The organism is Flavobacterium cerinum, from assembly GCF_024496085.1.
In the GTDB taxonomy this organism is placed as follows: domain Bacteria; phylum Bacteroidota; class Bacteroidia; order Flavobacteriales; family Flavobacteriaceae; genus Flavobacterium; species Flavobacterium cerinum_A.
Map to the genome: position 1 here is coordinate 474,871 of NZ_CP101751.1, position 14,194 is coordinate 489,064.

The window sequence follows — 14,194 nt, forward strand, 5'->3', positions numbered from 1 at the left end:
ACAAAGCGCAAAAGCAAAGAAATAATGCCAAAAATTTTTTATTTTTTTCCTTTTCTGGTTTTATCGGTACTGATTGTTGCTATATGCCATGATCAGGATCAAAAGAAAAAAATTGCAGAAAAAGAACCGGATATAGTAAATGTTACAGGAACCGATTCTAATTCAAATACCCGTAAATTAATTAAAGCCTGATCTTTAAAAACGTTGTTACAGTCGTGTGTAGCGACCGGAATGGAGATCAGTAACGATAACTGTAACTGCTGACAAAAAACAGTTATTTATTTTAATTACAAGAGCCATTTTCCAAAGAAGCAGTAATGTTAAAAAGTACCCATTATTAGTAAGCTTCCTGAAAGCGGTTAGTTAAAGCCCCTGATGCGAAAGTATCGGGGTTTTTTGTACCCTATTTTTAGCGATAATAATGGAAATACGTTATATCGCGGGTTTTAAGGTGTAAAAAACGAAAAAAAAGTCCGCTTTCATGAAAAAGAAAGGAACGTTTATCTAAATATTCCGCTTTTTTATTTTTATGTCCGTGGCCGTATTCTTCGAAACTTTGCAAAAAAAATTTATGGATTTCCCAATGTTTCATTTGGACTGGCTTAATAACCGGATGCTGATCGCCGGTATAGCCACCCTGCATGTAATTATTAATCATAGTCTTGCTGTAGGCTTTATTCCTTTTATAACATGGTTAGAACAAAAAGGAGTAAAGAAAAGTGCTGCCCATGAAGTAACCCAAACGGAATGGGATCAAATGGTCTATAAAATGATGAAAGTAGCATTTATCATTACCACAACTATTGGAGCGATGACCGGAGTTGGAATATGGTTTTCGGCCTCACTAATAAGCCCGGCTTCGATAGGTAGTTTAATCCGTGTTTTTTACTGGGCATGGTTTACGGAATGGATAGTATTCGTTACAGAAGTTATTCTCATTATGATCTATTTTTTGACATGGAAGAACAGTAATAGCTCATTAAAAGCCAAGTTGCGACATATCCGCTTCGGCTGGTTTTTGAGTATCGCATCCTGGATAACTATGGCGTTAATTGTTTCCATTCTTGGATTTATGATGGATCCGGGAAATTGGAATACCGATAAAAGCCTGATAAATGGTTTTACAAACCCGATCTATCTGCCGCAATTGTTATTCAGAAGCCCTACAGCTATGTTATTGGGAGGTATTTTCGGATTGTTGTTGGCTACTTTGTTTACCAAATCCGGATCGGAAATAAGAAAAGTAGTAGTTCAGGCAGCTTCAAAATGGATATTGCTTTGGGCCCCGATCACACTTATAGGTGCTGTCATTTACTATAAGGCGATACCGGAAGCAATGACTGAAAATATGAGTACAGCAGTTGGAACAATGGACTTTGCGCAGTATTATGATTTACTGAAATATATGATTGTAGCAGGTATCGGATTAACAGTTATTATAGCTTTAATCGGTTTGTTCAAAACAAAAAAGATTAAGCCTTATATGGTAGTCATACCGGTTATTACTGCCTTTGCCTTTTTGGGATTCTTTGAGCGGGTAAGAGAATTTATTCGTAAACCTTATGTCATCGGGCAATATATGTATTCGAATTTATTGCTGGAAGACGATTATGTGGTCTATCAACAGGATGGTGTTTTAAAACATGCTACTTATACTACCGTAACGGAAATCAATGATGAAAACAAGATTGAAGCGGGTAAAAATGTATTTACCATTGCTTGTAGCCGTTGCCATACGACACAGGGTGTAAATAGTGTGGTGGATGTCTTCGAAAGAATGTATGGCGTTGGTCAGCCGCTGGATATAAATTCAATGGCTACTTATATTCCCAACATGCACAACGGAAGAAACTATATGCCGCCATTTCCGGGAACACAACAAGAATCGGAAGCATTAGCCGAATATATCCGATATGTCCAGGAAACAGGAGAATCTCTGGAAGGCGCACAAACGGATGGCATTGCTGTGAATCCTTCCAATTCTGTAAAAGCTGTTTTAGAGTATAAAAAAAGTAAAAAAAAGACAACAGATGAATAATAGCTTATTGATAGCCCTGCAATCCGGTTCAATACCGGTACCCAAAGATATCCCATTACCCTTACCGCTACCGGAATGGTTGCTGATTATAATATTAGTGATTTCATTTTTAGCCCATATTATTTTTGTGAACCTGATGTTGGGCGGATCACTATTGACACTTTGGTCCGAAATAAAAGGATTAAAAGACAAAGAGTACGATATTCTGGCTCTCGAAATAGCCAAAACGACTACTGTAAATAAAAGTATTGCCGTAGTATTGGGAGTTGCACCGCTTTTGAGTATTAATGTATTATATACCGTATACTTTTATTCGGCTAATGCACTAACCGGTTTGGTATGGATTGCGGTAATACCGTTGGTAACCATAGCTTTTCTACTCACCTACCTTCATAAATATACATGGAAAACCCTGGAAAATAACAAAGCCGTTCATATTTCAATTCTGGCGCTGGCAGTGGTAATCTTTTTATTTATTCCGTTTATCTTTCTAACCAATATCAATCTGATGTTATTCCCCGAAAAATGGGCGGTTGTAAAAGGCTTTATGGATGCTTTGCTGTTACCTAATGTCTTTCCGAGGTATTTCCATTTTATTTTTGCTTCACTGTCGGTTACCGGATTATTTCTGTTCTGGTATATGAGTCGAAAGAACTATCCTTTTGAAACGATTTTTAGCAGACTAACCCGTTACGATATTCAACGCAAAGGCTATTCTCTGGCTTTGGTTGCTTCGATTGCACAGTTTCTGATCGGTCCTTTAGTATTGCTTACATTGCCGTCCAAAGGTATGGGGTGGAACCTGATTTTAGTGATTCTCACCGGAGCTGCGATGGCACTTCCGGCGATGTGGATGATGTGGAAAGCGCTTTCCGGAGCCCGGGAAAATATGAGCCGGAATTTTTATAAAATTGCCCTGCTGCTCACCGTAACCGTATTGTTTATGGGATCCGGAAGGCAGATATACCGGGCGAATTCATTAAAACAACACCAGGAACTGGTAAAAATTAAAACAGTAGCATTTCAGGAAATTAAAAAACAGGCTATCGCAAAGAGTAAAACAGCACAGACGAATGAAGCCAATGGAACACTTTCGGAAGCCGATAAAGGTAAAAAAGTATTCAATCAATACTGTGCTGCGTGTCATAAACCAACGGAAAAGCTGGTTGGACCACCGGTAACAGAAATGCAATCCATTTATAAAGACAATGTTCCCGGATTGAAAAACTGGATTCGTAAACCCGGAAAAAAACGCCCGGATTATGCCCAAATGCCGGCATTCCCACAGATAGCTGATTCGGATTTGAATAACTTGACAACGTATCTTTTAACATTAAACAAATAAAACTATGGTAGCCGTATTTGGAATCATGATCGCCTTATTTATTGTTCTCGCGGTGATAAACCTTGTAAAGATCAATATGCTGGCATTACAGATTATTAAAGACAAAGAGCTTAATAATCAGGAAAACCCGAAAGAGAAAAAATATCAGTTTATTAAGGGACTGTATTAAAAGTAATACCCGCCAGTTTTCAGGCGGGTTATTCTAATTTAGAAAATCAATCCGAATATATATGTTTTCGGTTATAAGAATGCTATTCACGAAAACAAATAGGTTCTACTCTTTTGTGAAGCGTTACTTTTGTCTCGTGAAAAAAATACTTGTCATATTTGCTTTTTGGATGTTGCTAAAGCCGGTCTTACCAGTTTTGGAGTACGTAGTAAATTATCAGTATATCGTAACAGAACTTTGTATCAACAAAAACAAACCAGCGGTTCATTGTAACGGAAAATGTCACTTAATGCAAGAGTTGGCTAAGGCTTCTGACAGCCAGGAAAAACAATTACCGGAAAAAAAGCTCTCGCTTTTGGAAAGCAGTATTTTGTTTTACAAAGAACTCGAATATTTTAAAATCTGTTATTGGACTCAACCGGAAAATCGGAAAAGTCACTTTAACTACGACAATTCTTTTTATACGCATCTTATTAGCTGTTCACTGCTAAAACCTCCCATTTTTATTTAATTCTAAATATCAGGATTCGCCTCTCAGAAAAGTAGTTTATCTACCAGTATTCCGTTGGAATAAAGAATATTAAATTCAAATGAACAGGAAACCAAAATCAAGCAAAACAGCCCTTTAGTCTCATTCTAATAGGTTTTAAACTTTTATTTGGCGATTCTACGGAAAGAGCAAAGCTGACAGTATTCCTGAAAACCCTTATGGATTATGATCATATCAATAATCCGTTATTTTACTTTCAAACATAGAAAAACCAATGAAAAACAACTATATTTTTTTACTGCTGTTTTTAAGCAGTATGGCAATGGGACAAAATACTGTCCAACCACAATGGAACACACAGGGAATAACCGTAGCCGGCGGAAACGGAGCCGGTTCGGATGCCAACCAGCTTATGATGCCCTACTCTGTTTTTGTAGATGAACAAAATAATATATATGTAGCTGATGCTCCCAATCATAGAATCCAAAAATGGTTACCCGGAGCAACAACCGGAATAACCGTAGCCGGAGGAAATGGTGCGGGAGATGGTAGTAATCAGCTAAACTATCCCACAGGAGTATGGGTTAAAAATGACGGAACAATTTATATTTTAGATAGTTTTAATGCCCGAATTCAGCAATGGTTACCAGCTGCAATTACAGGAACAACTGTAGCGGGAGATAATGGTGTTGGTAGTGCTGAAAATCAAATGAGCTATCCGGGCGGATTCTTTTTAAAAGGAAATGATTTTTACATTGCGGATTCCGGGAACAGTCGCATTTTGAAATGGGGAATTGGTAATACTACAGGATCAGTCGTAGCCGGAGGAAGTTTTGGTGCCGGAATGAACCAATTAGGCAATCCTAATTTAAGCGGAACTGTCTATGTCGATAACGATAATGCTATTTATGTAACCGATTTCAGTAACAACAGAATCCAGAAATGGCACTCGGGAGCAACAGATGCCATAACGGTCGCCGGCGGAAACGGTGATGGTTCCGGTAATAACCAAACGTTTACTCCTAATGGTATTTATGTGTTGAACGGTGGAATAATACTGATAGCCGAATACGGAAATAACCGGATTAGCCAATGGACAGAAAGTCAGTCGGAAGGTACGGTTATTGCCGGCGGAAACGGATCCGGTTTAGCTGCCAATCAGTTGAATTTACCAAGAGGTCTGTTTGTCGCACAGAACGGAGATCTTTATGTAACAGACTTCGGAAATAACAGAATACAAAAATTTGAAGCCATTCCACAACAGCAACCTATCTGTACGGAAAATCTTGGTGGTGGCTTAGAGCCTTCTTTTGTGGAATTAAAAATCAACGGAACCAATTTCCTGCATACTACTTATGAAGAGCCTACAATATATTATCATGAATACCCACAGTCAGGAAATACCACAACCCCATTAAATCGCGGACAGCAATATAGTTTTTACACTTTTACATCTTCAGAAGCTGTCATCGGACTTTGGATTGATTACAATCGGAATAATATTTTTGAGGCGAATGAGTATACGCAGCTTGTAAATAATATGAATTCTCAAAACACCAAGAACTTTACGGTTAGTACTAACGCTCTAATAGGAACTACCAAAATGAGACTTCGCTCCCGTGCCTACGGTAGTACAATTGAAGATAATGATGCCTGTACCCATTTCGGCTCCGGTGAAACCAGAGATTATACTATTACGATAGCCGATTCCAATCTTTCTTTAGGAGAAAACGAAACCGCAAAAAAGGTTCACTTATTTCCGAATCCGACACAATCTACGCTTAATATACAAGCATCAAAACCGGTTTCAATTGCGATACTTAGTCTGGATGGTCGGATACAAATTCCGCGTGAACAAACAAATGTACTGAACTTACAATCACTATCTCCTGGAATTTACATGGCATTAGTGTATGATGAAGACTTAACAATTCGGGAAGTGGTTAAAATAATTAAACAATAAAATAAACACGATTTTTAAAGTGACAATTCATTTTGATTATAAACCCGTATTTCAACTGATTTGGATAACCTTTTCAGAAACTTCATGTCTGAATTTAGAAGATTGTAATACTTGTAGATACTCAATAAGTTGAAGAAGCGTGGGATTTAGCTCAATGCTTAACAGTAATTTATGGACATTACATATATTCATCTAACTAAATCTTGACAATGCAAATACTAAGATTTCATTGTTAATCGCTATAGATTATAGTTCATTTTTTAAGCCTTTATAAGATCATAAAGGCTTATTTTTTTGAATTATTTACTTTCATAAACTTATCTATGCATTGATAATCAAAGTGAGATTTAAATTTACAAAAGCAATAAAAAAGCACAATATTTAATTTATTATCAGTCAATCAATTGTCACTACTTGGCTGTAAAGGTTTGAGAGGATTTGAACAATAAAAAAACACGCTGTAAATCAATGATTTACAGCGTGTCACACTATTCAGCAGAGAGGAAGGGATTCGAACCCTCGATACTCTTTTGGAGTATACACACTTTCCAGGCGTGCGCCTTCGACCACTCGGCCACCTCTCTAAATTTTCAGACTGCGAATTAACGACTTTTATTTTGTTTTTTCAATGCTTTTTGAAAAAAATTTATGTCATTTCCCCGCGTATTGCTGTTTCGAATATAGTTTTAAAAACCGAAGGCGAAACTTGTTGCCCTAACAGGTACATCAACTTAGCAATTGCTGCTTCTGTAGTGATATCCCGTCCGGAAATCACGCCTATTTTTTTCAGTTCCAGTCCGGTTTCATATTTGTCCATATTGACACTTCCACCGGAACATTGCGTCACATTGACCACATGAAGTCCTTTTGCAATGGCTTTTTCTAACGTACTGATAAACCATTCTTCCGTAGGTGCATTTCCGGAACCATAGGTTTCCAGCACTACTCCTTTTAAATTCGGAATATGCAATACGGCTTGTAATACGCTTTCATTAATTCCCGGAAACATTTTAACGATTACCACATGATCGTCGAATGCAGTGTTGACTTTTAGTTTTTTATTTCCGGTTTTATGGAACAACAGATCTTCATTTACCTTTAAATGTACACCGGATTCCGCTATAGCCGGATAATTAGGCGATGTAAAGGCATTAAAATGTTCTGCACTTATCTTAGTAGTACGGTTACCGCGGTATAATTTATATTCGAAATACAAACATACTTCCGTAACCAGCGGTTTATTTTTATTTTTTAGTGTCGCAATTTGTATCGCTGTGATCAGATTTTCTTTTGCATCGGTTCTTAAATCCCCTATCGGTAATTGCGATCCGGTAAAAACAACGGGTTTATCCAGATTTTCTAACATAAAACTTAATGCAGAAGCCGAATACGACATCGTATCGGAGCCGTGTAACACCACAAATCCGTCAAATTGATCATAATTGCTTTCAATTGCATTCGCCATTGCTACCCATTTTTTCGGGTTCATATTGGACGAATCAATCGGTTCTTTAAACGAGAACGTCGCAATATCGCAATCCAGTAGTTTCAGTTCCGGGATACGCAATAGCAATTCATCGAAGTCAAACGCTTTTAAGGCACCTGTTTCGGCATCTTTTACCATACCGATGGTTCCTCCTGTATAAATCAACAGAATGTTCGGTCGATTAGACATTTTCGTATTTCATTTTATTGATAACCGGATTGGCATACATTGCCAAAAATCCTTCCCGAAGTGTTTTTACTTCAGCTCCGAGTTTCATTTCCAGTCTTCTTTCAAAAAGTTGTTTTTCTTTCTGCGTATATTGATTGGAAAAACGATCGGTTTTATGTAATAAATCATAAGCAATATAGTTTGTTGGCCACAATCTGTATGTCGAAAGAATCGAATCGTCAATTACTTGCGCCAATGCTTGAATCTGCTTATTGGAGTTATCAAATTCGGCTCCGATCTTATCCAGCTCTTTGTCCAATATATCACCAACATGGATATGAATACGTTTTTTTTGCCCTATAATTCCGCTTATCAACGTGATAAAATCTTCATTTTTCTCTTTGATATATACCTCATCATTGGCTTCAGCCATTAATTGCGGCATTTTAAGGGCATCGGTAGGATCGTATTCGTACGATATCGATACCGGAACTATTTTCAGTCTTTTAAAGAATCCTATTACATCCTTTCCTTCGCAGGCCATAGCCAACATTTTCAAAACGCCGGGATGCGTGGCATCATTACCGTCTTTTGTACGTCCTTCCCGTTGGGCAATCCATACGGAACGGTTTTCTTTTGTTAGCAAATGATACATAAACTCCGACATTAACTTGGAGCTTTGCAATAGTTCCCGAGGCGACAATCCGCGTTGTACCAAAAAGTTTCGGTTTAACTTGGAAAGTGACAATAAGAAGGATTTTTGCACCAGGTTATCCCCGATAGCAGAAGCTGTCATAATCTGTCCGTGATCAAAAAGGCTAACATTCAATAAAGAAGTATCCAGAATGATATCCCTGTGATTTGAAATAAAAAGATAAGCTGTATTCGGTTCCAACTTCTCAAATCCGGAAGTGGTGAGACCATCTGAACTTTTTTCCAACACCCGTTGTACTGACTGGTAAATAAAATTTACCTGAAAGTCTCTGATAGAATGTGTTCTTCCCAATTGCTCCATCCATACCGCTTCATCTACATCGGGAAACGTAAAGCTCATCAAAGCTTTCATCATAGGGTGATGCATGATACTTTTCAGGGCTTCATTTACTTCAGAATCATAAAACTGGCGTATATGATCAAATTTTGACATTAGTTACTAATTTAACAATCCACAAATGAACAAAAATTTTATTAATTGAAGGGAAATTCTTTGTTAAATCCCAAAAATTGCTTTCGAGTTTTCCGTGGTAATCCGGGCGATTTCTTCTATTGGAAGTTGGTACAATCCGGCCAGTTTTTCAGCAACCAGTTTTGTATAACCGCTCTCATTTCGTTTTCCCCGATACGGAACCGGTGCCAAATAAGGCGAATCGGTTTCCAATACAATATGTTTCAGATCAATTTGTTCTAAAAATTGATCGATTTTTCCGTTTTTAAACGTAACCACTCCACCGATTCCCAGTTTCATATTATACGATATCGCTTGCAAAGCTTGCTCATAAGTCCCGCTAAAACAATGGAAAATTCCAAATAAATCTTCTGATTTTTCCAGTTCCAAAACTTCAAAAATTTCATCGAAAGCTTCCCGGCAATGAATATTAATCGGTAATTTATATTTTTTTGCCAGCTGTATCTGACGACGAAAAGCAATTTTCTGGATATCCAATGTGGTTTTGTCCCAATATAAATCGATACCGATTTCGCCTATGGCTTTAAATTCCCGTTGTTCCAAAGCAGCTTCTACATGTGCTAGTTCCTGTTCGTAGTTTTCTTTTACATAACAAGGATGCAATCCGATCATCAGATAAATATTGTCCGGATAGGCTTTTTCCAACGCATACATTTTCTGAGTATAGGAAGAATCTATCGAAGGTACAAAAAAACGGGTCACTCCTTCTGCAATCGCTCTTCTTATCATCTCATCCCGATCCTGATCAAACTCTTCTGAGTATAAATGCGTATGGGTATCTGTTAAAATCATTCTAAATCTTTTCGTTTAAAGCGGCAAAGGTACAACAGTTGTTTAATTTTTAAGCTACTTTTGATTTATGGAAAATTTACATGAAGTTTTAAAACACAACGGTTATACCAAGATCCCTTTCAAAGTATCGAAAACACAGCATTTATTGATTAAAGCCAAAATCAACGGTGCTTCCGGCAACTTTATCCTGGATACCGGTGCATCCAACAGTTGTATCGGTTTTGAAAGTATCGAACGTTTTTTTCTTGCTGCTGAAGATTCTCCCACCAAAGCAGCCGGTGCCGGCGCTACCGGTATGCACACCCAAATGGCTAACGGAAATCTGCTACAACTTTCCCGTTGGAAAACAGATGATTTTTCATTGGTTATTTTCGACATGAGTCACGTCAATCTGGCTTTAAAACAATACAAAGCGAAACCGGTTCACGGTATTATAGGCGCTGATGTACTATTAAAAGGCAAAGGAATTATCGATTATTACAATCATTATCTTTATTTAAAAAAATAGTATTCGCCATTCGCGATTTTTCATTAGCTTTAGCCATCCAAACCAATGACTATCAAAGCATATGAAAAAAAATTACGTATTCACATTACTTACCTGTCTGATCACCTTGTTTGCATTCGGAACCTGTCCGACTCCAACCGGGCTTTCCGTAACAGGCGTCACTTCTAATTCCGCTCAAATTGGCTGGATCGGTAACATCCAGACCGAATGGGAAGTTTATATTACTCCGGTAGGAACACCAGCTCCGACAGTAAATACTACGGGCACAATTGTAACCTATAATCCTTATATAGCGACAAACCTTATTTCTTGTACTTCCTACAATGTATATGTCCGCTCAGTTTGCTCTCCGACCGAATTCAGTAACTGGTCGGCTGCTATTACTTTTAATACGAAATTAGGTCTTAATTCTGACATTCCGGCTATTGAAGTTTGTGACAGTAATAACGACGGAATAACCAGTTTCGATTTAACATCGAATAACTATGCGATCTTATATGGTTTAAACCCAAATGAATACACTGTAAGCTTTCATGAAACTCCGGAAGGTGCTTATAACAATACCGAACCCATCACTACACCTACGAGCTATCTCAATATTAATCCGTATACAATGACGATTTATGTCCGAGTAGCGAACTTAACATCCGGCTGCTTCGGTGTTGTTACTTTCAATATCATTGTCCATTCAAGTCCATCAATTCATCTTCCATACAATAGTTATATTTGTTATGACAATACAACCAGTACGGCCACACCTTATATTATTAACACGTATTTATCTCCTAATCAATATACTTTTGAATGGTATAAAGACAGTGTGATTATCGCCGGTGCAACAGGAAGTTCATTCACCACTACTACAGCCGGTGTTTATTCGGTTGTTGTCCACAACATCATCACCGGATGTACTATTAATGCCACAACTGCGATTACCTATTCAAATGCTCCAACTGCTTCGGCCGATATCGACAACCAAACCGTTACAATCACTACGACCGGACCCGGAAATTTCAAGTATTTAATCGACAATGAACCGGCACAATTGAGTAATATCTTTGAAAATGTAGCTTTAGGAACACATACTATTCAGGTAATTCCGACTAATTCGAGTTGTCCTCCGTTTTATCTGACCATAACGGTGACAACACCTTCCTCACCGCTTGGGCAAACAACTCAGACATTTACACAAGGACAAACTTTAGCCAATCTGGTGATAACCGGGCAAAACATTCAATGGTATGCCACTCCCGGAACAGCAGGATTAACTTCTACTACCGAAACGCCATTACCAATGAGCACTGTTTTGGCACATAATACAACCTATTATGCATCGCAAACAATTAACGGGATTGAAAGTCCGGATCGATTAGCTGTTACCGCAATGATGGTGCTTAACAATGACGATTTCACTTTTAAAAAATTAGTTTATTATCCGAATCCGATTTCGAATAATCTAACGATTTCCAATCAGGAAGCAATTTCAGCAATTACCATTTCTAACTTATTAGGTCAAACCGTAGTAGACAAAAAAATAAACAGTAATCAATATGATGTTGATTTCTCCGGTTTATCCAAAGGCATTTACCTTGTTAAAGTCACCGCCAATAATCAAAGTAAAACATTTAAAGTCATAAAAGAATAAACAAGAAAGCCTCCATCATCCGGAGGCTTTTTTTATACTCCTCTTTCGTCTGTTTAACTCCTAAATAGCATTTATTATTTATAATTATATCTCAATCATGAGATATAATAAACTTTTAAACAAATCCGTTAAATTCTTTTATTATTTCAAAAATATTGTTAAAATTTGTAAAGCATAATACAAAACTAACTTTTAAATTAATTCCATTTAATGACACCAAGCCAATGATAAACTAAAAATCTAACCCAATCTTAACTAACTAAAAATGAAACTGATTATTGAACAACTTAAAAAAGGCATTCAAACCCATCCTTCCGTTCTTAACAGTACCTTATCAAGTGTCAAAACATGGAAAAGAGCCCAATACATTATCCTTTCGGAAATCATGTCCCATGTATTAGCCCGGTCAGAATTCCTTCAGGGAAATCGGAAAAACGAATTAGGCACCACTATTTCGAGTACAACCTTACATCGTATTTTTACCAATGATTATACAGCGAAGGAGAACCTAGATTTACGATTCCTTAAAACGCTGGATAAACTCGCCATATTTATCGGTTACCCCTCGCTAAATAATTTTATAGCCAACCATCACGGTAAGCCGATCGATCATACCGAACATACGGCTTATTTCGAACATCTAATCTATCAATTTTGTGAAGATGAATTTCAGTGCCTGCTTAAACTTCCGGAAGTTAATCTGAGCGGTTTATCTGATTTTATTTTTGAAGACGGTCCGTTAACCCAGCGAATTACCGGATTATTGGAAAAATACGCGCAATTAAACTTACATCTGAATACCGACAATAACCGATCTAATTTTGAAATATTCGATTTTCGGCATACGCGTATAGATGACTCTCTGGCTGTAATTTCAGCTAAGGAACTTTGGAATCTCGAATGGCGGGATGCTACCGGAACGATTAATAACGTCTATAACAAAGTTAATTTACAAACTTATTTTATCAAAAAACAGCATAACATCTGGAAAATATGGGACAATTACAATCCTGATTATCACAATTTAAGCTTAGAATCCTCATTAAATATGCTTCAAAAAATAGAGACTTAAAACTTTATTTATTCCATAAAAAAACCTGTCAGATTGATTTCTGACAGGTTTCTATTTTTTTAAACGTTTCCGGTATTACAAATTACCTTTCTTGAAAACCATATAGGATATTATTGTACTAACTAACATCAATACTCCACCTAGTAAAAAAGGGGCTCCGGCAAACTGGAACGGCGCCTGATCATGTGTAAAGAAATAAAACGTATTTGTCATTAACGGCGGACCGATGATCGATGTTACGCTCATCAAACTGGTTAAGGTTCCCTGCAATTCCCCTTGTTCTGTTGGCGGCACATGACTGGTTATAACCGATTGTAAAGCCGGTCCTGCAATTCCTCCTAAACAGTACGGAATAAGAAACAGCAACATCATCCAACCTTCATAAGCAAAAGCAAACAGGAACATCCCGATCGTATATAATAACATTCCTACATAGATACTTTTTTCATTTCCTAATTTCGGATTGATCCACCGAATTAAACCTCCCTGTACCAAACCAACCAATAATCCAATGGCTCCTAATGAAATTCCAACCATTTTTTCATCCCAATTGAAACGATACATCGTAAAGAAACTCCAGTTACTATGTACGGCATGCGCCGCAATATAAAGAATTGTCATCGATACTACCAATCCGATTAGTGCCGGATATTTTTTCAGATTCAATAAAGACCCTACCGGGTTAGCTCTTTTCCAGTCGAAAGCCCGACGGTTTTCTTTTGCCAATGATTCCGGAAGGACAAACATCCCATACAAAAAGTTTATCGCACATAAAACTGCTGCTGCATAAAACGGAACACGCGCTCCGTATTGTCCTAAAACGCCTCCTATTACCGGTCCGATTATAAAACCTAAACCGAAAGCAGCACCGATCATTCCGAAGTTTTTAGCCCGGTCTTCACTCGTGCTGATATCAGCAATATAAGCGGAAGCCGTTGTTATACTGGCACCGGTAATACCGGCTAAAATACGCCCTATAAACAACCAGGTGATGGTTGGCGCAAACGACAACAGCAAATAATCTAATGCAAATCCTAATAAGGATACTAATATAATGGGTCTCCTCCCGTATTTATCGCTTAGGTTTCCGATTACCGGAGCGAAAATAAATTGGGTAAAGGCATAGGCAAATGTCAACCATCCGCCGTATTTGGATGCCACACTGACATCTCCGTGTATTAACTCTTCGATCAGTTTAGGGATAACCGGAATAATAATTCCCCAACCGGTAATATCGATAAGCATGGTTATAAATATAAAACCAATCGCTGCCGATTTTTGTTTCTGTTTCATCTATTTTTTTCTTACTAATCCGTCACAAAAATATTCTTT

At 37.6% G+C, this 14,194-nt stretch carries 12 protein-coding genes and 1 tRNA gene; 8 read left to right on the forward strand and 5 right to left on the reverse strand.

Translation table 11 applies throughout. The annotated features are described in order from the left end of the window. Positions 1-24 precede the first annotated feature (24 nt). From NOX80_RS02115 to NOX80_RS02135, 5 genes are all read left to right on the forward strand, one after another. A complete protein-coding gene (locus NOX80_RS02115; RefSeq protein WP_256551691.1) occupies positions 25-192 on the forward strand; it encodes a hypothetical protein in 168 nt (55 codons plus the stop codon). A gap of 379 nt (positions 193-571) precedes the next feature. Further along, on the forward strand, positions 572-2,038 hold the full coding sequence (locus NOX80_RS02120; RefSeq protein WP_256551692.1) for a c-type cytochrome: 1,467 nt from the start codon (positions 572-574) through the stop codon (positions 2,036-2,038). Further along, positions 2,031-3,383 carry a c-type cytochrome gene (locus NOX80_RS02125; RefSeq protein WP_256551693.1) on the forward strand — a complete coding sequence of 451 codons (1,353 nt, stop codon included), beginning with the start codon at positions 2,031-2,033 and terminating at the stop codon, positions 3,381-3,383. The genes NOX80_RS02120 and NOX80_RS02125 overlap by 8 nt, the downstream gene beginning before the upstream one ends. Before the next feature lie 4 nt (positions 3,384-3,387). Beyond that, the gene (locus NOX80_RS02130; RefSeq protein WP_168732830.1) at positions 3,388-3,552 is read left to right on the forward strand and encodes a hypothetical protein; all 165 of its coding nucleotides are present in this window, start codon (positions 3,388-3,390) and stop codon (positions 3,550-3,552) included. A gap of 764 nt (positions 3,553-4,316) precedes the next feature. Beyond that, positions 4,317-6,005: a GEVED domain-containing protein gene (locus NOX80_RS02135; RefSeq protein ID WP_256551694.1), complete on the forward strand. Its 1,689-nt coding sequence runs from the start codon at positions 4,317-4,319 to the stop codon at positions 6,003-6,005. Positions 6,006-6,501: 496 nt separating this feature from the next. On the opposite strand, the gene NOX80_RS02140 is transcribed toward NOX80_RS02135, so the two are convergent. From NOX80_RS02140 to NOX80_RS02155, 4 genes are all read right to left on the reverse strand, one after another. Next, a tRNA-Ser gene (locus NOX80_RS02140) sits at positions 6,502-6,589 on the reverse strand. A gap of 62 nt (positions 6,590-6,651) precedes the next feature. Continuing rightward, positions 6,652-7,680, reverse strand: coding sequence for an asparaginase (locus NOX80_RS02145; RefSeq protein WP_256551695.1), 1,029 nt, complete (start codon positions 7,678-7,680; stop codon positions 6,652-6,654). Further along, positions 7,673-8,806 (reverse strand): 1-acyl-sn-glycerol-3-phosphate acyltransferase, encoded by a 1,134-nt coding sequence (locus tag NOX80_RS02150; protein ID WP_256551696.1) that lies wholly within the window; start codon positions 8,804-8,806, stop codon positions 7,673-7,675. The genes NOX80_RS02145 and NOX80_RS02150 overlap by 8 nt, the downstream gene beginning before the upstream one ends. 63 nt (positions 8,807-8,869) lie before the next feature. Next, a complete protein-coding gene (locus NOX80_RS02155; RefSeq protein ID WP_256551697.1) occupies positions 8,870-9,637 on the reverse strand; it encodes a TatD family hydrolase in 768 nt (255 codons plus the stop codon). 67 nt (positions 9,638-9,704) lie between these two features. On the opposite strand from NOX80_RS02155, the gene NOX80_RS02160 reads away from it, so the two are divergent. The 3 genes from NOX80_RS02160 to NOX80_RS02170 all read left to right on the forward strand — a co-directional run bounded on the left by NOX80_RS02160 (position 9,705) and on the right by NOX80_RS02170 (position 12,862). After that, positions 9,705-10,145 (forward strand): retropepsin-like aspartic protease, encoded by a 441-nt coding sequence (locus tag NOX80_RS02160; protein WP_256551698.1) that lies wholly within the window; start codon positions 9,705-9,707, stop codon positions 10,143-10,145. 61 nt (positions 10,146-10,206) lie between these two features. After that, positions 10,207-11,790, forward strand: coding sequence for a T9SS type A sorting domain-containing protein (locus NOX80_RS02165; RefSeq protein ID WP_256551699.1), 1,584 nt, complete (start codon positions 10,207-10,209; stop codon positions 11,788-11,790). Positions 11,791-12,055: 265 nt separating this feature from the next. After that, complete coding sequence (locus NOX80_RS02170) at positions 12,056-12,862, forward strand: hypothetical protein (protein ID WP_256551700.1); 807 nt, start codon at positions 12,056-12,058, stop codon at positions 12,860-12,862. 75 nt (positions 12,863-12,937) lie between these two features. Here NOX80_RS02170 and NOX80_RS02175 read toward each other — a convergent pair whose 3' ends face one another. Next, entirely contained in the window at positions 12,938-14,155 is a 1,218-nt protein-coding gene (locus NOX80_RS02175) for a TCR/Tet family MFS transporter (protein WP_256551701.1), read from the reverse strand. Positions 14,156-14,194: the final 39 nt, after the last annotated feature.

Coding starts and splice junctions, on each gene's coding strand:
- NOX80_RS02115 (WP_256551691.1), top strand. CDS start 25: ATGCCAAAAATTTTTTATTTTTTTCCTTTTCTGGTTTTATCGGTACTG.
- NOX80_RS02120 (WP_256551692.1), top strand. CDS start 572: ATGGATTTCCCAATGTTTCATTTGGACTGGCTTAATAACCGGATGCTG.
- NOX80_RS02125 (WP_256551693.1), top strand. CDS start 2,031: ATGAATAATAGCTTATTGATAGCCCTGCAATCCGGTTCAATACCGGTA.
- NOX80_RS02130 (WP_168732830.1), top strand. CDS start 3,388: ATGGTAGCCGTATTTGGAATCATGATCGCCTTATTTATTGTTCTCGCG.
- NOX80_RS02135 (WP_256551694.1), top strand. CDS start 4,317: ATGAAAAACAACTATATTTTTTTACTGCTGTTTTTAAGCAGTATGGCA.
- NOX80_RS02145 (WP_256551695.1), bottom strand. CDS start 7,680: ATGTCTAATCGACCGAACATTCTGTTGATTTATACAGGAGGAACCATC.
- NOX80_RS02150 (WP_256551696.1), bottom strand. CDS start 8,806: ATGTCAAAATTTGATCATATACGCCAGTTTTATGATTCTGAAGTAAAT.
- NOX80_RS02155 (WP_256551697.1), bottom strand. CDS start 9,637: ATGATTTTAACAGATACCCATACGCATTTATACTCAGAAGAGTTTGAT.
- NOX80_RS02160 (WP_256551698.1), top strand. CDS start 9,705: ATGGAAAATTTACATGAAGTTTTAAAACACAACGGTTATACCAAGATC.
- NOX80_RS02165 (WP_256551699.1), top strand. CDS start 10,207: ATGAAAAAAAATTACGTATTCACATTACTTACCTGTCTGATCACCTTG.
- NOX80_RS02170 (WP_256551700.1), top strand. CDS start 12,056: ATGAAACTGATTATTGAACAACTTAAAAAAGGCATTCAAACCCATCCT.
- NOX80_RS02175 (WP_256551701.1), bottom strand. CDS start 14,155: ATGAAACAGAAACAAAAATCGGCAGCGATTGGTTTTATATTTATAACC.